Origin of the sequence: Williamsia sp. 1135 (assembly GCF_002095395.1) — a bacterium.
GTDB lineage: Bacteria > Actinomycetota > Actinomycetes > Mycobacteriales > Mycobacteriaceae > Williamsia.
In genome coordinates, this window is record NZ_MJEI01000069.1 from 35,770 (window position 1) to 55,007 (window position 19,238).

Annotated in this window: 19 protein-coding genes; 13 read left to right on the forward strand and 6 right to left on the reverse strand. The window is 64.7% G+C overall.

Annotation, left to right across the window (positions count from 1 at the left end):
* Positions 1-105: 105 nt before the first annotated feature.
* The 7 genes from BFL43_RS05370 to proB all read left to right on the forward strand — a co-directional run bounded on the left by BFL43_RS05370 (position 106) and on the right by proB (position 8,219).
* Positions 106-498: a hypothetical protein gene (locus BFL43_RS05370; RefSeq protein ID WP_084891486.1), complete on the forward strand. Its 393-nt coding sequence runs from the start codon at positions 106-108 to the stop codon at positions 496-498.
* A gap of 97 nt (positions 499-595) precedes the next feature.
* Positions 596-1,009 (forward strand): nucleoside-diphosphate kinase, encoded by a 414-nt coding sequence (gene ndk / locus BFL43_RS05375; protein WP_084891489.1) that lies wholly within the window; start codon positions 596-598, stop codon positions 1,007-1,009.
* Between the two features lie 362 nt (positions 1,010-1,371).
* A complete protein-coding gene (locus BFL43_RS05380) occupies positions 1,372-4,779 on the forward strand; it encodes an Rne/Rng family ribonuclease (protein ID WP_084891491.1) in 3,408 nt (1,135 codons plus the stop codon).
* A 169-nt stretch (positions 4,780-4,948) separates the two neighbouring features.
* A complete protein-coding gene (gene rplU, locus BFL43_RS05385; protein ID WP_084838634.1) occupies positions 4,949-5,260 on the forward strand; it encodes a 50S ribosomal protein L21 in 312 nt (103 codons plus the stop codon).
* Between the two features lie 30 nt (positions 5,261-5,290).
* Positions 5,291-5,554, forward strand: a complete 264-nt coding sequence (gene rpmA / locus BFL43_RS05390) for a 50S ribosomal protein L27 (RefSeq protein ID WP_084838633.1) — start codon at positions 5,291-5,293, stop codon at positions 5,552-5,554.
* Positions 5,555-5,653: 99 nt separating this feature from the next.
* On the forward strand, positions 5,654-7,123 hold the full coding sequence (gene obgE / locus BFL43_RS05395) for a GTPase ObgE (protein WP_084891520.1): 1,470 nt from the start codon (positions 5,654-5,656) through the stop codon (positions 7,121-7,123).
* The gene (gene proB / locus BFL43_RS05400) at positions 7,116-8,219 is read left to right on the forward strand and encodes a glutamate 5-kinase (RefSeq protein ID WP_143695111.1); all 1,104 of its coding nucleotides are present in this window, start codon (positions 7,116-7,118) and stop codon (positions 8,217-8,219) included. The genes obgE and proB overlap by 8 nt, the downstream gene beginning before the upstream one ends.
* Before the next feature lies 1 nt (position 8,220).
* Here proB and BFL43_RS05405 read toward each other — a convergent pair whose 3' ends face one another.
* From BFL43_RS05405 to ectA, 4 genes are all read right to left on the reverse strand, one after another.
* Positions 8,221-9,093, reverse strand: a complete 873-nt coding sequence (locus BFL43_RS05405; RefSeq protein WP_084891492.1) for a Sir2 family NAD-dependent protein deacetylase — start codon at positions 9,091-9,093, stop codon at positions 8,221-8,223.
* A 274-nt stretch (positions 9,094-9,367) separates the two neighbouring features.
* Positions 9,368-9,766 (reverse strand): ectoine synthase, encoded by a 399-nt coding sequence (locus tag BFL43_RS05410; protein ID WP_084891494.1) that lies wholly within the window; start codon positions 9,764-9,766, stop codon positions 9,368-9,370.
* A 37-nt stretch (positions 9,767-9,803) separates the two neighbouring features.
* Entirely contained in the window at positions 9,804-11,081 is a 1,278-nt protein-coding gene (gene ectB / locus BFL43_RS05415) for a diaminobutyrate--2-oxoglutarate transaminase (protein WP_084891496.1), read from the reverse strand.
* A 177-nt stretch (positions 11,082-11,258) separates the two neighbouring features.
* Entirely contained in the window at positions 11,259-11,780 is a 522-nt protein-coding gene (ectA, locus tag BFL43_RS05420) for a diaminobutyrate acetyltransferase (protein WP_084891498.1), read from the reverse strand.
* A gap of 187 nt (positions 11,781-11,967) precedes the next feature.
* Here ectA and rsmD point away from each other — a divergent pair, with 187 nt between their 5' ends.
* From rsmD to mutM, 6 genes are all read left to right on the forward strand, one after another.
* Complete coding sequence (gene rsmD / locus BFL43_RS05425) at positions 11,968-12,546, forward strand: 16S rRNA (guanine(966)-N(2))-methyltransferase RsmD (protein ID WP_084891499.1); 579 nt, start codon at positions 11,968-11,970, stop codon at positions 12,544-12,546.
* 13 nt (positions 12,547-12,559) lie between these two features.
* The gene (coaD, locus tag BFL43_RS05430; protein WP_084891501.1) at positions 12,560-13,048 is read left to right on the forward strand and encodes a pantetheine-phosphate adenylyltransferase; all 489 of its coding nucleotides are present in this window, start codon (positions 12,560-12,562) and stop codon (positions 13,046-13,048) included.
* 248 nt (positions 13,049-13,296) lie between these two features.
* Complete coding sequence (locus tag BFL43_RS05435) at positions 13,297-14,070, forward strand: DivIVA domain-containing protein (protein ID WP_084891503.1); 774 nt, start codon at positions 13,297-13,299, stop codon at positions 14,068-14,070.
* Positions 14,071-14,148: 78 nt separating this feature from the next.
* Positions 14,149-14,736, forward strand: a complete 588-nt coding sequence (locus BFL43_RS05440; protein WP_240498078.1) for a DUF177 domain-containing protein — start codon at positions 14,149-14,151, stop codon at positions 14,734-14,736.
* On the forward strand, positions 14,733-15,467 hold the full coding sequence (gene rnc, locus BFL43_RS05445) for a ribonuclease III (protein WP_084891504.1): 735 nt from the start codon (positions 14,733-14,735) through the stop codon (positions 15,465-15,467). Before BFL43_RS05440 ends, rnc begins: the two co-directional genes overlap by 4 nt.
* A complete protein-coding gene (gene mutM / locus BFL43_RS05450) occupies positions 15,460-16,362 on the forward strand; it encodes a bifunctional DNA-formamidopyrimidine glycosylase/DNA-(apurinic or apyrimidinic site) lyase (protein ID WP_084891506.1) in 903 nt (300 codons plus the stop codon). Before rnc ends, mutM begins: the two co-directional genes overlap by 8 nt.
* 413 nt (positions 16,363-16,775) lie before the next feature.
* Here the strand turns inward: mutM and BFL43_RS05455 are convergent, their stop codons facing one another.
* Both BFL43_RS05455 and BFL43_RS05460 read right to left on the reverse strand, forming a co-directional pair.
* The gene (locus tag BFL43_RS05455; RefSeq protein ID WP_084891508.1) at positions 16,776-17,666 is read right to left on the reverse strand and encodes a hypothetical protein; all 891 of its coding nucleotides are present in this window, start codon (positions 17,664-17,666) and stop codon (positions 16,776-16,778) included.
* Between the two features lie 379 nt (positions 17,667-18,045).
* Positions 18,046-19,119: a toll/interleukin-1 receptor domain-containing protein gene (locus BFL43_RS05460; RefSeq protein ID WP_084891510.1), complete on the reverse strand. Its 1,074-nt coding sequence runs from the start codon at positions 19,117-19,119 to the stop codon at positions 18,046-18,048.
* Positions 19,120-19,238: the final 119 nt, after the last annotated feature.

A 19,238-nucleotide genomic window follows, 5' to 3' on the forward strand; every position in this document is an offset into this window, starting at 1 on the left:
CCGGAACGTGACCTGAAAAGTCGCAAATCGGGTTTCGTCTGGCGCGGGGTGCTGACAAGATCGCAGGCACACCACCCCTGAAGCATTCGAAAGGTACACATATATATGTCACGCTCCACAAAGTTCGTTCCTGCCGCACTCGCCGCCGCGGGTGCCGCCTGTGTCATCGCGGGAACTGCGTCAGGAGCTGGGGCTGCTTCTGCTGAGGCGAGCTCGCCGATGCCGGTGGGAGACAGTCAGTTCGGTTACATCGCGACGCACGCGCTGACCCAGCGCGCAGCAGACATGAACCTCCCGGAGTTCGTCGCCTCGATTCCGGTACCCGCCGAGTACAAGCCGGCGAACCTCGCACTCGCAGCCCGCTTCGACATCGTCGTCGACGAGGCTCTCGCGTCACCCGGTGGGTGCATCCAGGTCGTCATCGATCCCGCGCCCACCTCCGGCGGCGTCTTCAGTTACGGATTCTTCGCCGTCGAAGGAAAGTACTGCCAGCCCTAGCTCGGTTCGACGCCCCTAGCTCGGTTCGACGCCCCTAGCTCGGTTCCACGCACAGTCGGGTCCACGTCTCGAAGTGCCGTCGGGTTAGTCTTACCGGGTGACTGAACGGACTCTGGTACTGATCAAGCCCGACGGCGTCGAGCGCGGACTGGTCGGCGACATCATCGAGCGGATCGAGCGCAAGGGCCTGACCCTTGTCGCCCTCGAACTCAAAACCGTCAGCGATGACATAGCGGCCGGCCATTACGCCGAGCACGAGGGCAAGCCCTTCTACCCATCCCTTCTTGAATTCATCACGTCCGGCCCCCTGGTCGCGGCTGTCCTCGAGGGTCCACGCGCAGTGGCTGCATTCCGTCAGATTGCCGGTGGCACCGACCCGGTGGAGAAAGCTGTCCCGGGCACCATTCGCGGCGACTACGCCCTGAGTACTCAATTCAATCTCGTACACGGCTCGGACTCGCCGGACTCGGCTGAGCGCGAGATCTCACTCTGGTTCCCTGACCTCGGCTGACAGGTCGACGCAGGCGCCCGAATCCGGGGATGTCGGTGGACTCGGCAGCGCCCGGACGGTTGTGTGGGATACTGACAATGGTTGTCGAGCCCGCTGCTCTGCTCAATGGACAAGGGGCACCGACGACCAGATGATCAGTTCGTGTGCTCGGTCCCCACTCAGGTGGCTTTTCACCTGTCGTGGTGTGGACATCGCGGCACTCGGGCAGTAGTCAAGTCATCACGCCAGGCGTCGCCGGTTAATGCGAGAAGTTCTCGCAGAAATCGGGCGAAGCGAGACCTACAATCCCGGCCCCGGCCGGGTAAATAGCACAGCCCTCGCGTGGCCGCGTTTATCCGCGCCCGGGGGCTCGAGGAGAATACGTGGCCGACAACCAGTCGCCGGACGAAGTCAATACGAATTCGGCGCAAGAGTTTCCGCACAAGATGCGCGTGCACGCGCTGGCCAGAATTCTTGGTCTGAGCAGTCGTGAGGTGCTGGTGCATCTCGCCGACCTCGGGATCGTGGCACGCAGCCCGCAATCGAGCATCGTCAGGAGCACCGCCATCGCGGTGCGCGACAAAATCGCTGCAGGCGACGATCCTGCGGTCGACGACGCTGCAGGCGAGAGCGTCGCAGGTGGGAGCGCTGGGGACACTGCGCAGGGCGACGAGGTCGCCGAAGCGGCGCCGCCTGCTGCCCCGGTTGTGGACGAGCCCGCGCCGGCTCCGGTGGAGCCGGAAACCACGGAGGACGTCTCGGTTCCTGCCTCCACCCCACACCTTTTCTCGGCGATCGAAGAAGAACTGCCACGCACCAGCTCTGCTCCGGCGGCACCCGCGGGCGGCAGTTCGCCGCTGTTCCTGTCGGCGGATCAATCGGCCGACACCGAGGACAACGCAGGCCAGGACGACACCGACGACACGGACGATGACGACGGCGACACTGCGTCCCGTAAGCGGCGTCGTGGACGTCGCGGCCGTGGCCGCGGTCGGGGTGACCAGGGCGGCACCGATGAACAGAACGCCACGGACGATCAGGACACCTCGGGCGAGAACACCGCTGCCGACGTGCCCACCTCGGACGACGAGCCCGATTCAGCAGACTCTCCCGACGAGAAGCCCGCCTCGGACGACGCCGAACAGTCGGACAAACCTGACATCAAGAGCAGCAAACGCAAGCGGAGCCGGCCGAAGAAGCCCAGAACCGAGGGCGAAGGCGATCAGGGCGAGCAAGGTGGAGACGAGGCAACGACCTCAGAGCCCACGAGCAAGCCGGACACCGGAGAGTCGAAGGAATCCGACTCCGATACCGACGGTGACTCGTCGGAGTCGGATGAACAGGACGACTCCGCGGATGGCGGTTCCGCCAATCGGCGGCGCAGGCGCCGCCGTCGTCGCAAGGGCGGCGATGGTGAGGACTCCGGACCTTCGGACGATCCGCCGAACACGGTCGTACACGAGCGGGAACCGCGCAACAAGGCACGAGGACGCGACGAGGTCCAGGGCATCTCAGGATCCACCCGGCTCGAGGCCAAACGACAGCGCCGTCGCGATGGCCGTGATGCGGGCCGCAGGCGACCGCCGATCCTGAGTGAATCGGAGTTCTTGGCACGGCGCGAAGCTGTCGACCGTGTGATGGTCGTCCGTGAGCGCTCCGGTGTCGCAGCGACGGTGACCCACGACGCCCACGGTGACAGTGCCGGTGACGCTGCGCCGCAGGCCACTCGTGACTACACCCAGGTCGCCGTTCTCGAGGACGGCGTGTTGGTCGAACATTTCGTGACGACGTCGAACTCGTCATCGATGGTCGGCAACATCTATCTCGGCCGGGTACAGAATGTGCTGCCGGGTATGGAAGCCGCGTTCGTCGACATCGGCAGGGGACGCAACGGCGTGCTCTACGCCGGTGAGGTCAACTGGGATGCGGCCGGACTCGACGGCGGCTCACGCAAGATCGAGCAAGCTCTGCGCCCCGGAGACCCGGTTCTGGTGCAGGTGAGCAAGGACCCGGTGGGACACAAGGGTGCGCGGCTGACCACGCAGATCTCGCTGGCGGGCCGCTATCTCGTGTACGTCCCCGGTGGCGGATCCACCGGCATCAGTCGCAAGCTGCCCGATACCGAACGCAAGCGGCTCAAGGGAATCCTCGGCAAGATCGTTCCCGACGACGCCGGTGTGATCATCCGTACCGCCTCCGAGGGGGTGGCCGCTGACGAGCTGACCCGCGACATCGAACGTCTGCAGCAGCAGTGGGAAACCATCAACGCTGCCAACCCCGCGGCCGGCAAATCCAAAGCGGCGGCTCCGCAGACCCTGTATGAAGAGCCGGATCTCCTGGTGAAGGTGGTCCGCGACCTGTTCAACGAGGACTTCAAGAAGCTCGTCGTCGAGGGAAACGGCGCCTGGAACCAGGTCGAGAACTACGTTCGCAGCGTTGCGCCTGACCTGCTAGATCGCACCGAGCGCTTCGACAAGGCCCACGCTGACGCCCCCGACGTGTTCGATGTACATCGCATCGACGAACAGCTCGCCAAGGCGCTCGATCGCAAGGTCTGGTTGCCCTCTGGCGGAACCCTGATCATCGAGCACACCGAGGCGATGACCGTCGTCGACGTCAACACCGGCAAGTTCACGGGCTCCGGCGGCAATCTGGAAGAGACGGTCACCCGGAACAACCTCGAGGCCGCCGAAGAGATCGTGCGGCAGATGCGGCTGCGCGACATCGGCGGCATGATCATCGTCGACTTCATCGACATGGTGCTCGAATCGAACCGTGATCTGGTGCTCCGCAGGCTCACCGAGGCCCTCGGCCGTGATCGCACCCGCCATCAGGTGTCCGAGGTGACTTCGCTCGGGCTGGTCCAGATGACTCGTAAACGGCTCGGAACCGGGTTGCTCGAGGCCTTCTCCACCACCTGTACGTGTTGTAACGGCCGGGGCATCGTCATTCATGCGAACCCGGTCGAGATCTCCGGTGGCGGCGACGACTCGGGTCGCGGTGGCAGCGGAGGCGGAGACAATGCCAAGCGCGCCAGGCGTAATCGGCGTGGTGGCAAGCCCGAACAGCCTGCCGCCGCGGAGACCAAGCCGGCCGCCCACAGCCCGGCGGAGCACCCGATGTTCCGCGCGATGGCGAGCCATACGACCGATGCCGACGGCGTTGTCACGGAAGCGCAGACAAACGAGGTCACCGGCGAAGAGCTGAAAGATCTCGAGGTCACCGACTCGGCGTCGAACCTGGCCTCGTCGGAAGCCGCCGAGACCCCGGACGAGAAGTCTGCGCCGGAGGTCGAGCCGAGGACCAACGGTTCTTCGAGGTCCAGGTCGAGGCGCGGGGCGGGACGAAACGCGAAAGTGACCGCCGCGTCCGACAGCGCGTCGTCGGCTGCCGAGACCGAGGACACCACGTTCCCGGCTGCTTCGGCCGAAGAGACTGTGGCACCCGTGCCGGTGGATGCCCCCGAGGCAGAGCCGTCCGCCGCCGATGAGCCGGTTCTGCCCAGCCAGCCCGTCGCGCCGGAGCCCGAACCCACCGCCGAGGCAGCACCGCCGAAGCGACGCCGTGCCGTCCGTCGCAAGGCGGCGGCGCCGGCAGTGACTTCGCCGGACGCGGGGGTGGTCACCGAGGTCATGATCGCGGAACCGGTGACGACACCGCCGGTGACGACGTCGGGGCCCATCACGACCTCGGGGTCGACGACACCATCCGACGAACCGGCGGTTGCCGTGCGACGTAAACCGCGTCGTCGGGCGGCCGGTAGGCCGGCGGGCCCGCCGGTGGAGGAGTGAGCGGCGACACGGCGAGGGACGCTGGTTTGACCCGGTCGGCCATACTCCCGTAACCTGGATCAGTCGCCATTCGGCGGACGGATAGCGCTGTGTCCTGCGGCGCCCGGCCGGATCGGCAACGGGCAAGAGCCCGAACGAACCACGACAGACAGTAAGAGGTAGCTCTCCGATGGCAACGTACGCAATCGTCAAGACCGGCGGTAAGCAGTACAAGGTCGCTGAAGGCGATCTGGTGAAGGTCGAGAAGATTGACAGCAAGCTGGGCGACACCGTCGCGCTGCCCGTGACGCTTGTCGTCGATGGCGCGGACCTGACGACAGACGCCGACAAGCTGGCGAAGATCTCGGTGACCACCGAGGTCGTCGAGCATGTCAAGGGACCGAAGATCAAGATCCACAAGTTCAAGAACAAGACCGGCTACCACAAGCGCCAAGGGCATCGTCAGAAGCTGACGGTTCTCAAGGTCACCGGTATCAAGTAAACAGCCCACACACTTTTCAGGAGAACTGTCATGGCACATAAGAAGGGTGCATCCAGCTCGCGCAACGGGCGCGATTCGAATGCCCAGCGACTTGGTGTGAAGCGCTTCGGTGGCCAGCAGGTCAGCGCAGGCGAGATCTTGGTGCGTCAGCGCGGCACTCACTTCCACCCGGGCGTGAACGTCGGGCGTGGCGGCGACGACACCCTGTTCGCTCTCGCTGCAGGTGCTGTCGAGTTCGGTGCGAAGCGCGGCCGCAAGACCGTGAACATCGTGCCGGAACCTGCGCAGGCCTGAACCCGCGTAGCCAGCTTTTCATAGCTCCCAAGGGGCGGGCAGGGTCAATCGATCCGGTCCGCCCCTTTGGAATTCTCCGAACTCTCTCAAGGTGAAAAAATGTCGAGATTTGTTGACCGCGTGACGATTCACGCGACCGCGGGCAACGGGGGACATGGCTGCTCGTCAGTGCACCGTGAGAAGTTCAAGCCGCTCGGCGGACCCGATGGCGGCAATGGCGGTAACGGCGGCGACGTCACGCTCGTCGTCGACCCGCAGGTCCACACGCTGCTCGACTTCCATTTCCATCCCCACGCCAAAGCCGGAAATGGACGGCCGGGTGCAGGCGCCAACCGCGATGGCGCCAACGGTGAACCGCTGATTCTTCCCGTTCCCGACGGCACGATGGTGCTCGACGCCGACGGCCGCCTCCTCGCCGACCTGGTCGGTGAGGGCACCACCTTCGCGGCCGCGTCAGGTGGGCGCGGCGGGCTCGGCAACGCGTCGCTCGCCTCGCGGGCACGCAAGGCGCCCGGCTTCGCTCTCAACGGCGAAGAAGGCGAGATCCGCGAACTCGTCCTCGAACTCAAGTCCGTCGCCGACGTCGGGCTGGTCGGATTCCCTTCGGCGGGCAAGTCCTCGCTCGTGTCCGTGCTGTCGGCGGCCAAGCCGAAGATCGCGGACTACCCGTTCACCACCCTGCGACCCAACCTCGGTGTGGTCAACAGTGGTTCGGATGTGTTCACCATCGCCGACGTACCCGGACTGATCCCGGGGGCGTCCACCGGCCGCGGCCTGGGCCTGGACTTTCTGCGGCACCTGGAGCGATGCGCCGTCTTGGCGCACGTGGTCGATTGCGCCACGCTCGAGCCCGGCCGTGACCCGATCACCGACATCGACGTACTCGAAGCCGAACTCGCGGCCTACCAGCCTGCACTGCAGTCCGACACCGGGCTGGGCGATCTGGCTACTCGGCCTCGCGTGGTCATCCTGAACAAGATCGACGTGCCGGACGCCGCGGAACTGGCCGAGATGGTCACCGCGGAACTCTCCGAGCGCGGCTGGCCGGTCTTCGCCATCTCGGCGGTCACCCACAAAGGCCTGAAGGAACTCACCTACGCCCTCGCAGATCTGGTGCGCCAGTACCGCATCGATCACCCCAAGCCGATTGCACGACGCCCGGTGATCCGGCCCATCGCGACCGACGACAACGGCTTCTCGATCATCTCGGACCCGGCGGAACCAGGCGGGTTCATCGTGCGCGGCGTTCGGCCGGAACGCTGGATCAAGCAGACCCAGTTCGGCAATGACGAGGCCGTCGGATATCTCGCCGACCGGCTCAATCGCCTGGGCGTTGAGGCCGAGCTGATCAAACTCGGCGCCGAGGCCGGCTGTTCGGTGACCATCGGAGAGGTGACCTTCGAATGGGAACCCATGACCCCGGTCGCCGAGGACTTCCCGATGAGCGGGCGCGGATCCGATATCAGGCTCGATCGTCCCGAACGTATCGGCGCCACCGACCGAAAGATCGCCCGTCGCCTGCGCCGTGGCCTGGACCCCGAACTCGAGGAACCCGACGATCGTGGATAGCGTTACTCGACAACGAATTTCGGGTGCACGCAGTGTTGTGGTCAAGATCGGTTCGTCTGCTCTGACAGAGTTGACGACGGGTTTGGACACCGGGCGGCTCGACGCGCTGGCCGACGCGATCGAAGCTCGGATGTGCGCGGGTTCGGACGTCATCGTGGTGTCGTCCGGTGCGATCGGGGCCGGTATAGCGCCGTTGGGGCTGAAGTCGCGGCCGCAGGATCTGGCGACCAAGCAGGCGGCGGCAAGTGTCGGCCAGCTGGCATTGGCGCACGCGTGGAACACGTCTTTCGCCCGCTACGGCAGGACGGTCGGACAGGTGTTGCTGACCGCGCATGACGTGTCATTGCGCGCCCACCACGCCAACGCACAGCGGACCCTCGACAGGCTTCGCTCGCTCGGCGCGGTCGCAATCGTGAACGAGAACGACACGGTGGCCACCAACGAGATCCGGTTCGGCGACAACGATCGACTCGCGGCTCTGGTGGCTCACCTGGCGGGAGCCGACGCACTTGTCCTGCTCTCGGATGTGGATGGACTGTACGACGGCGACCCGCGCAAGGGCGGAGCGACCTTGATCCCAGAGGTCGACGGCCCCGAAGACCTCGACGGGGTCATCGCCGGTACAGGCGGTGCGCTGGGCACCGGAGGGATGGCGTCCAAGCTGTCTGCCGCACGTCTGGCCGCCGACGCCGGTTTACCCGTCCTGTTGGCCGCGGCTTCCGATGCTGTGGCCGCGTTGACAGATGCATCGGTCGGCACTGCATTCGCACCTCGCGCGCAACGACTTTCGGCACGCAAGTTCTGGGTTCGTCATGCCGCGGAGGCCACCGGCCGCCTCGTGCTCGACGACGGCGCGGTGCGCGCGGTGTCGACGGCCCGGCGCTCACTGCTGTCGGCGGGGATCGTCGCGGTCGCCGGTAGGTTCTTCGGCGGAGACGTCGTGGACCTCGCCGACCAGACCGGTCAGGTCCGAGCGCGGGGAGTGGTCGCCTACGACGCGTCGGAGGTCAGCGAAATGCTCGGTAAGTCGAGCGGTGCGCTCCCGGCTGATCTGCGCCGCCCCGTCGTGCACGCCGACGACCTGGTCGCGCTGTAGCTCAGCTGACCAGCGACTGCAGTACCTGCGAGCAGGGACCATCGATCTTCATCGTGGCCAGTTCATCCCCGCGGGTGTGACCGCGGTTGACGATGAACACCGGTTTGCCGGTGCGCCTGGCGTGCCGGACGAACCGCAGTCCGCTCATGACCGTCAGAGACGACCCGAGAACGAGTAGGGCATCTGCTTCATCGACCATGGAGAATCCTTGCGTGACAACAGCCTTCGGCACGCTTTCGCCGAAGTAGACGATGTCGGGTTTGAGGATTCCGCCGCACATCTGGCAGTCGACCATGCTGAAATCAGTGGTGTCCGCGACGACGACGTCGGCATCGGGCGCGACCTCGATCGCACCGCGACCTCGGATCCGGCTGACGAAGTCGGCGTTCGCCGGCTCGAGTAGATCGGCGAGGCGATGGCGGGAGATCTTGTGGTCACAGCTGAGGCATCTCACCCGTCCATACGAGCCGTGGAGTTCGAGGACGGCGCGGTTACCCGCTTTGAGGTGCAGCATGTCCACGTTCTGAGTGATCACGCCGCTGATCGCGCCCCTGTGTTCGAGAGCTGCGAGGGCGCGATGGCCCGGGTTGGGTAGCGCGGAGTCCATGTGCCGCCACCCGAGGTGGTTGCGAGCCCAGTAGTGGCGACGGAACTCAGGGGTGCTGAGAAACATGTCGATCGTCATGGGGGTCCGGGCGGGTGTGCCCGGGCTGCGGTAGTCGGGGATGCCCGAATCCGTGGAGACGCCGGCGCCGGTCAGCGCAAGGGTACGTGCACCGGACAGCAGTTCGCCGAGCCGGTCGATGCGGTCGGGCAGGTCCGGGTCAGGCGTTGTCGGCTGGGCTGGTGCCCACTGAATGGGGCGGGTACGCACTCCATCCAGAGTACCGGGACTCCGATAGTGTGCCCTTTTGGCGAGGAAAACCGCAGGTGGGCGCCGCCAAAACGACCCAACATCGGGGTTGGCGACGAGAAAAGGCTCGGCACCCTGATCAGGGGTGCCGAGCCTTTGTGGGTCCGGCCGCGTTATAGGTGTGCGCGGCGGCGGTTCAGGGTCGGGCGAACCTGGCGTCTTCGTGTAAACGCCAGGACAGCGCTACCCGGCGAAGGCCCGTCCGCGAACTGCGCGCGCGGTGGGCCGAACCCCGTCAGGTGCCGACGGTCACGAGGGGATAGACCCCGTTCTCGTCGTGCGTCTCATTGCCGACCACAGGTGGGTTGAACACACACAACATGACCATCTGGGTGTCGGCTTTGACGGTATGCCGTTCGTGACCGTTGAGCAGGTACATCGAGCCCGGTCCGAGGGGATAGACCTCGCCGGTCTCCCGGTCGGTCAGTGTGCCTTCGCCTTCGACGATCCACACCGCCTCGACGTGGTTGGCGTAATGGAACTCGTTGACCGACCCGGCCTTGATGGTGGTCTCGTGAAACGAGAATCCGACCTTGTCACCGCCGAGCACGATGCGCTTGGAACGCCAATTGCCGTTCTCCGCTTCGATGTCACGGTCGGTACCGGTGATTTCTTTGGTGGTGCGCACGATCATGTATGAAATCCTTTCGACAGCTCAGATTTCGGGCGGATCAGGAGTTGAGGACCTCTGCGGTGGCCTGTCCGAGAATGGCCAGACCCTGATCGAGTTCCTCGTTGGTGATGGTCAGCGGAGGCAGCAGCTTCACGACCTCGTCGGACGGACCGGACGTCTCGGCCAGCAGACCACGGTCGTACGCCAGGGCGCACACCTTGGCGGCCGCGTCGGCGTCCTCGAACACCAGACCCTGGACCATGCCGCGGCCACGGGTGCTGATGCCCTGGTGGGCGCTGCACAGCGAGATGAAGAAGTCACGGATGCGCTCACCCTTGGCGATGACCGCTTTCTCGAAGGTGTCGTCAGACCAGTACTCTTCGATGGCCTTCTTGGCGGTCACGAAAGCGGGATTGTTTCCGCGGAAGGTGCCGTTGTGCTCGCCCGGCGCCCACACGTCCAGCTCGGGCTTGAACAGCGTCAGGGCCATCGGCATCCCGTAGCCACCGATCGACTTCGACAGTGTGACGATGTCCGGCGTGATGCCGGCGATCTCGAACGAGAAGAACGGACCGGTGCGTCCGCAACCCATCTGCACGTCGTCGACGATCAGCAGGATTTCGCGACGCTTGCACAGTTCGGCAAGGGCCTGAAGCCATTCCGGCCGCGCGATGTTCACGCCGCCTTCACCCTGGACCGTCTCGACGATGACCGCGGCCGGCCGGTTCAGTCCGCTGCCGGAGTCGTCGAGCACTCGCTCGAACCAGCTGAAGTCCTCCATGACGCCGTCGAAGTAATTGTCGAACGGCATCGGGGTGGCGTGCACCAGCGGGATACCGGCGCCTGCACGTTTCATCGAGTTGCCGGTCACCGAGAGGGCGCCCAGGGTCATTCCGTGAAATGCGTTGGTGAAGTTGATGATCGAGGTCCGGCCGGTCACCTTCCTCGCGAGCTTGAGTGCACTCTCGACCGCGTTGGTGCCGGTCGGGCCGGGGAACTGGACCTTGTAGTCGAGTCCACGGGGCTCGAGGATCTTGTCCTGAAAAGTCTGCAGGAACTCGCCTTTGGCAACCGTCGACATGTCGAGGCCGTGGGTGATCCCGTCGCTCTCGATGTAGTCCAACAGAGCGGCCTTGAGGACCGGGTTGTTGTGTCCGTAGTTGAGCGCGCCGGCGCCGGCAAAGAAATCGAGGTACTGCTTGCCGTCACGATCGGTCAACCATGCGCCTTTTGCGCTCGTGAAGATGGCGGGCCAGCCACGGCTGTAGCTACGGACCTCGGACTCACGGGTCTCGAAGATGTTGCTGGAAAAGGTTTCTTGAATAGATGCAGTCATTTCGTCCTCCGAAGGGTGCGAAAATTCAGTCGAATGCACGACTGGTGGGCAGCCATCTGTCGACTGATGAACAAAGTACTGGCGGGCGGGTGGATCCTGCTCCTGCCATGAGCGACCACGATGAGGCCGCGGTAGAGGTCGACCCGGGTAGTGTCGACCGTTCTTCAGATACCGATGTCAGCGTCGCGGGGCGACGATGTACAGGTCTTCTGGCTCGTGGTCATCCGGAAAGTCGTTGGGGGAGAAAAGGTCTTCCCTCCGGAAGTCCATCCCTCGACGTTCCGCGAGGCCTGCGAACAAGGCCTGCGACGCGGTGTTGTCCGGGCTGATGGTGGTGTGCAGCGAGGTGATGCCGCGGGGTTCGAGTCGATCCATCAGCTGGTTCAACATCTTTCCGGCCAGGCCGAGTCCCCGCTGGTCGGCATCGACAGCTACCTGCCACACCATGACCGCGTCCGGGAGTTGAGGACGAAGGTAGCCGGTCACGAAACCGACCACTTTGCCGTCTACTTCGGCGACCACTGAAGTCTGGGCGTAATCCTGACACCACAGAAGGTAGGCGTAACTCGAGTTCAGATCGAGAACTTTCGAGTCACGGGCGATTTCCCAGAGCCGGACTCCGTCGGAAACCTTTGGCTTACGAAATGCCACCGCGTCCGGCGCGGCGGTTAGGGTAGCGCTGATCTGAGTTGGGCTCATATCGATTTTCAAGTTAACAAGGCATCACACCAATGTCACCCACCTACGGAAATTGGTGCCGAAAGCACCCCCTTAACCCCTGCTCAACCATGCTTTGTGAGGTGGGTCACTAATACTTGATCTGTTCAACCATTGCAGACGCGTCCCGGTGTGAATCGACGGTCGATCGACCGGGACAATAGGCCTCATGACCCGCATCATCGCCGGCACCGCCCGGGGCAGACGGCTGTCGGTGCCCGAGGCGGGCACCCGGCCCACCACCGACCGCGTCCGGGAAGCGGTCTTCAACATCCTCGCGGCCCGCGTCGATTTCGACGGAGCTCTGGTGCTCGATCTGTTCGCGGGGTCGGGAGCGCTGGGTCTCGAGGCGCTTTCACGCGGTGCCGGGTCCGTGGTGCTGGTCGAGTCCGACAGCAGGGCGGCAAAGGTGATCGACGCGAACATCCGGTCTACCGGCCTCGTCGGCGCAGTGGTCGAGCGACGGCGGGTGGTCGAGCATCTGCGCAAGTCGGGGAGTGTCGCCGACATCGTGTTCGCCGATCCGCCGTACGACCTGCCGGATGAGCAATTGTCGGAGCTCCTGCAACTGCTCGCTGCCGGCCGCGTTGCTCCCGGTGGGACGGTGATCATCGAGCGATCCACGCGTAGCGCGGTCACCGCCTGGCCCGAGGAGTTCGGTGACGTCGACATCCGTCGGTACGGCGAGACCCGCATCGAATTGGCCGAATTCGCATCCTCGGTCGGCGGCGCCGGCGTCGCGCACTGATAACTTGGCAGCCATGTCCGGAGCCGTGTGTCCAGGATCATTCGACCCGGTGACCTCCGGTCACCTCTATGTGTTCGAGCGCGCCGCCGCTCGTTTCGGCGAACTGGTGATCCTCGTGACCGTCAATCCGAAGAAGCGTGGATTCTTCAGCATCGACGAGAGGCTCGAGTTGATCAGGGAAACCACTGCGCATCTGCCGAATGTTCGCGTCGACAGCTGGCAAGGACTTCTCGTCGACTATGTCCGGCAGCAGGGTCTCGACACCATCGTCAAGGGTTTGCGCGGTGCCGTCGATTTCGAATACGAGATGCCGATGGCGCAGATGAACCGTGATCTGACGGGCGTGGAGACCGTATTCCTGCTCACCGACCCGAGGCTTGCGCACGTCTCCAGCTCGCTCGTGAAAGAGGTCGCACGCCTCGGCGGAGCGGTCGGCGACTTCCTGCCGGCTCTGGTGCACGAGCAGTTGCTGGCGAAACTGTCCGACGAACGCCAGCTCTGAGCTCGCTTCGCACGCCATCTCCGGGCCGTCGGTCCGGATCGGCCCGGTTCTGTCGTGGAAAACCCCCGTCACGAGGTAATTCCTGGGTGTTCGTCCTACCGTAGAGCCGACACACCGGCCCAGTTGCCGCGCCACAGGCGCAACATTGGGCACAATAGTCACAGAATTAACACCAACCACTGATCGCACTGTGACGGGGACGAGTCGACCGGGCTCGTTCGGCATGTGCGGCGAGGAGTGAGGTAGCTGTGTACCGGGTTTTCGAAGCACTGGACGAACTGGGCGCCATCGTCGAAGAAGCGCGCAGTGTTCCGATGACAGCGGGTTGCGTCGTTCCTCGAGGCGACGTTCTCGAGCTGCTGGACGACGTCAAGGACGCCATACCGGGTGATCTGGATGACGCGCAGGACGTCCTCGACCAGCGAGACAAGCTGATCGGCGATGCCCGGATGCATGCCGACACCATGGTGGGCGAAGCCACCGCAGAGGCTGATTCGACGCTGGCGCACGCCAGGTCGGAGGCCGACCGGGTGCTGTCTGAGGCCAAATCCGCAGCCGATCGGATGGTCGCCGAGGCGCAGTCGCATTCAGGACAGTTGCTGTCCGACGCCACCGCAGAGGCCGAGCGCATCGGTTCGGCCGCGCATCGCGAGTACGAGTCGGTGACCGGGCGTGCGCACGCCGAGGCCGAGCGGATGATCGAGTCGGGCAACGCGAACTACGAACGGTCGGTCGCCGAGGGGATCGCCGAGCAGCAGCGGCTCGTCTCCGAGACCGAGGTCGTCCAGGCCGCCCGGGCAGAGTCCGAGCGGGTGATCGACGCGGCACACGCCGAATCCGACCGCCTGCGCGGCGAGTGCGATGTCTACGTGGACAACAAACTCGCGGAGTTCGAGGAGTTGCTCACCGGGACGATTCGTTCTGTCAACCGTGGGCGTCAGCAGCTGCGTACCGGGGCAGGCGTGCACGACTACGCCGAGCACGTCCGGCGCGGCGACTTCGGCACCGGAATGGCCGTCTGACCCGCAATTTGTGGCGCGGCTGACCCGTCACGCCACGGATTGCGGCCACAGCCGGTCACAGGCGTATCGTGGTTCCTTGTGTCGCAGCGCGAAAGTAAACAATCACGCCACGATCGCACCATCGATGGCCCCTTCACCCTGGACATCCGCAGTCTGGGTAGACGGGCCGGTTCGATGCGAGAGGTGCATCGTGCCATCACCCCTGCCCCGCGGATCGGCCTGGACATGATCGCGATCCCGGCGGGCAGTGACGTCGATCTCGACCTGCGTTTGGAGGCGGTCTCGGAGGGGGTACTGGTCACCGGCTGCGTCAGCGGCGAGACCGAAGGGCAGTGTGTTCGCTGTCTGGAGCCCATCGCGGGGACCGCCAGTGTGTACGTCACCGAGCTGTACGCGTACCCGAACAGCGCTACGGAACAGACGACCGATGCCGAGGACATCCATCGGATCGTCGACGACAAGATCGATCTCGAGCAAGCGGTCGTCGACGCCGTCGCGCTCGACCTGCCGAACACGCCGCTGTGCCGGCCTGACTGTCCTGGACTGTGTCCGGAGTGCGGGATCCGGCTGGACCTCGCCGAACCCGGTCATCAGCATGAGGTCATCGATCCGCGCTGGGCAGGGTTGGCGTCGAAGTTCGCCGAGGATCCTGAGTCGAAGAAGTGACAGACAGCGTCCGTGAGGTGTCCGACGCAGCCGTCGACCATGCTGAATTGCTTGCGGCGCTCAATATCTCGTTGTCAGATGAGATGCTGACCCTCGCATTGACGCACCGTTCGTACGCGTACGAGCACGGCAGACTGCCCACCAACGAACGGCTCGAGTTCCTGGGTGACTCGGTACTCGGGGTCGTCATCACCGAGCAGCTCTACCGCACCCACCCCGACCGCCCGGAAGGTGAGCTCGCCAAGATCCGGGCCAGCGTCGTGAACATGCACGCGCTCGCCGCGGTCGCCAAAGGCCTCGGTCCCGGTGGACTCGGGGCACATCTGCGGCTCGGTCGCGGCGAGGAAATGACCGGCGGCCGAGACAAGGCGAGCATCCTCGCCGACGGCATGGAAGCGCTCATCGGCGCCGTCCACCTCGAACACGGTCTGGAAACGGCGCGGACCACGGTGCTCGCTCTGTTCGAGCCGGCGCTGACCCGGTCGGCGGCACTGGGCGCCGGGCTGGACTGGAAGACGTCACTGCAGGAATTGACCGCAGAGAAAGGCCTGGGCGTTCCGGCGTACCAGATCACCTCAACCGGCCCTGACCACTGCAAGGAGTTCACCGCGACGGTGATGGTCGGCGGCGATTCGATGGGGTCCGGTGTCGGACGGACCAAGAAGGAAGCCGAACAGATCGCTGCCTCCACCGCGTGGAAAGCGATCTCGGGTACCGGAGACGATGCCTGAACTGCCCGAGGTGGAGGTTGTTCGCCGCGGCCTTCTCGGACATGTCGTAGGTAGGCGCATCATGGCCGTCGAGGTGCTACATCCGCGTGCGGTGCGGCGACAACTCGGCGGTGCTGCTGATCTCATCGGTCTGCTGGCCGGGGCCACGGTGACAGCCGCTCGGCGACGAGGCAAATATCTGTGGCTCGAGGCGGATCCGGCAGCGGCCGCCGACCCGATCGCCATACTCGTGCACCTCGGTATGAGCGGACAGATGCTCGTCCAGTCCGCGGGCGCAGTCGACGAAAAGCACCTGCGCATCCGCGCCACCCTCGACGACGGCACCGAATTGCGGTTCGTCGACCAGCGAACTTTCGGCTCGTGGATGGTCGACGACATCGTGGGCTCCGTCCCCGCATCGATCGCGCACATCGCACCCGACCCCTTCGACCCCGGTTATGACCAGTCGGCCGTCGTCAAGGTCCTGCGCGGCAAGCACACCGAGATCAAACGTGCTCTTCTCGATCAGACGGTGGTATCCGGGGTCGGGAACATCTACGCCGATGAAGCGCTGTGGCGCAGTCAGATCCACGGTCAGCGGCTCACCGACAAACTGCCGGTCAAGTCGCTGCGCGCAGTGCTCGACAATGCCGCCGCCGTCATGTCCGAGGCACTCGACCAGGGCGGCACCTCGTTCGATGCCTTGTACGTCAACGTCAACGGCCAGTCAGGCTACTTCAGCAGAGAGCTACATTCATACGGACGCGAGGGGCTGCCTTGTCACCGATGCGGGACGCCGATCCGGCGCGAGTCATTCATGAACCGCAGCTCGTTCTATTGTCCGACGTGTCAGCGGCTGCCGAGGCGGGGGAGTGGCACCGGTCGCTACAGCCGCCGGATAGTGCCTCCTCGATGACCTGCCATTGAGGCTGTACGACGAGGGTGGTGACGCCCATTGGCCCGCGCGGTGCGCCTACGTTCGATCAGGAAGCTTTGTCGCACAAGGGAATACCGAGCTGCCCGTCGTGTCGGCGTTCGAGGACGCATACGCAGGTGAGTGGACTAGCGTTCTCGACTATGCCGAGGAGTTCATCGAGGAGTGTGTGGCACGATTAAGGGGTCCCCGACGAGCCGCGCGACCGTCTGGGCGACCTGGTCTGCCGGATCGCGCCGCACATCGACCCTGACGTCGACGAGGATCGGCTCGAACGCGGACCGTGATGCGACAAGAGCGAGACCCCGCACCGGCATCCGGTGTGGGTGCCTTCTGCTGTCCCGCCAGCTATCCGGCACCCCGGCGGTCGCGACTTCCGGCTGGTGCCGCAGGCGTCACGTGCGAACCGTCGCCCTAGTCTCCCTCTTGGTGCCATGCGCGTCTGTCCATGTGACCACGCACTCGACCGCGTCGGGGGATCCCATCGCGATAAGCATTGGGAACCGAGCCTCTCGTCCCGGGGGGATGGTTCCGACCGGGCCGTCGCCTCTATGGACGTCGAAGTACGCGTCATCCGGCAGGTTCTTGAAGGCGAAGTCGACGTCCGACGCCGGACCGTTGGAGGTGTTGTGAAGCACCAGGGACCACTTGCGCTGTGTCTTGACGCGGCCCTTGCTGTCGGTCCTTACGCTCTCCCGCACCTCGGCGCGCGGCCACACGCCCTCAGACGTGTCCGGCGACGGCTCTTCCTGCTTCGAGTTCTCGACTGATTGCTGGAACTTTGCCGTCGCCCGGCTCAGGAAGTTGTTGATGCCGCTCATGAGATCGCCCTCGTGGGAATACTCGAAGACCAGTGCCGACTTGCGCAGCTCGTTCAAGTAGCCGTCGAGTCTCCGGCGCTCCTCCAGCGCCTTCCCGTTCAGCGGTGCCCGCGGGGCACTGCTCACGAGGACTGCGACCGACTTCCCGGCCTTGACGAGGACGTCTATCTCCTCGGCCGTGCCCGACTCCGCCTCGCCGGTCGGCGTCCCGAGCCGGTCGAAGAAGAGCGCGACCGCCAGGTCCGACTCTTCGACGATCTGGTCGTTGAGAATCGCTTGGGGCCGTTCGCCGAACTCGGACGCAGCGTGCTCGGTCCAGGAGACTGGGAGCACAGTGAGCCCGAAAGAGCGGCCGAAGGCGAGGTTCCACTGGCTGATCGTCTTGCGGACGACGGCGAGGTCGCTGGGCGGCACGTCTCCAGGGGCGGACACGAGAAGGTGAAGGGCGAGGGTCGAGTACGCCATCGGGTGACGTCCTCCTTCGTGGTCAGGGCCAACCGGTGCTGGACCACCATCCTTGCATTCGAGACCGACGATTCGCGTCGGAGTTGCTCGAAGCCGCGTTCGATTCATTGAGGTACGTCGTGTACGGGACCAGATCCCGCACAGGGCTGCTCGCGGCGTCCTACGCGGCGTTGCTTGGGGACGACGAGGGCAAGCCGAGCGGCCTCGCCGCGCAATGTCCAGCAGCCCGGACGGGCACCACGCGGCCGAGCCGAAGGCTCAGTGCACACGGTGATCGACGTGCAACCCGTCGATCACTCGGAAACGCCGGCTTCCCTCGGCCAGGAGCCGCAGCAGTCGCGGTACGTACAGTCCGGTTGGCCGCTCCGCAGGAGTTGCGTCAGATCACAGCATTCCAACAGGCCTTCTTCTTCAGGTCCATCGGCGTCTCGTACTCCTGTTTGAACCAGTCGGAGAACGCTTCGCTGCGCTCCTGGGGTACGAGATACTGGTCCAGCTCAGCAACAGCGTCACGGGCACGCCTGACCCGAGGGAAGGTGGAGTCTGGGCTGACGACACCGGTTTCCTCATCGACGATCAGCAGTCCATTCTTTCTCTCATCGTCGATGGCATCGCACTCATCCGGGGAATCGAAACGTTCCGGCACGAACATCTCCTGATCGGCGACATCGTGCCACACCGCGTCGCGCACAGGGTTACTCAGACCGAGAAGTGCCTCGGTCACGCGAGTGCACAATGCGTCGAATCGCTCGCGCTCATCAGTGGGAAGGTCAGCCTCCCGAGCTTCGGCTCCCGTTTTGGCCGCGAGGAGCCGCTCGTGGCGATTTCTCAGTTCCTCCAGTTCGTCCGTCTTCTTGTCGAGTGCGGACTGGGTGCTTTCAAGCTCCCTTGCGAGGCGCTTCATGTCATCAGCACTGGGAGGCAGATCCAGTCGCGCGGGAGCGAGTCCCCTGCGCAAATCCGACTTCCAATCCACTTTGCCCTCCCCGAACGATGTCGCCTGGAACTCGAAACCCAGGCCACGGATCCGATCAGCAAGCTCGTCCAGGACGTTCTCGTCGTCGGCTGGTTTTATCATCAGCCCCGGCAGCACGCCCTCCAGGTCCGACCTATCCATCCCTGGTGCCAGGAGGGGGAAGAGCACACCGCGGGCCCACGCCGCGCCCAGTTCTGCCACACACACAGGCCGCGCCTGGTACATCGGGGTGACCATGGCAATGATGAGTTCAGAGTCGGAGGCCTCGGTGCGGACCCGTTCCATCAGGTGCTGGCCTGACGCGACGCCCATGTCTGCGGCAGACGAATAGAACACATCGGGCGCGCACAGATCCGCGCCCCGCAGCAAGATGTGCGTGACGAACTTCTTCAAGTACTCGCCGTCCGCATTCGCGTGCGAGACGAAGACCCGCGATCCACCCTTGCTCCTGCTCAATCCTTGCCCCTCCGCCGACATCAGTAGTCCTTAGAAGCGTAAGCCACCAGCCTTCGTCTGCAAGTGTGTAGGAGCGAGTGCCACCGGGACTGTCTGAATAACGGTTGATCCGGTCATTGGTTCAACACGCCGAGCTGAGC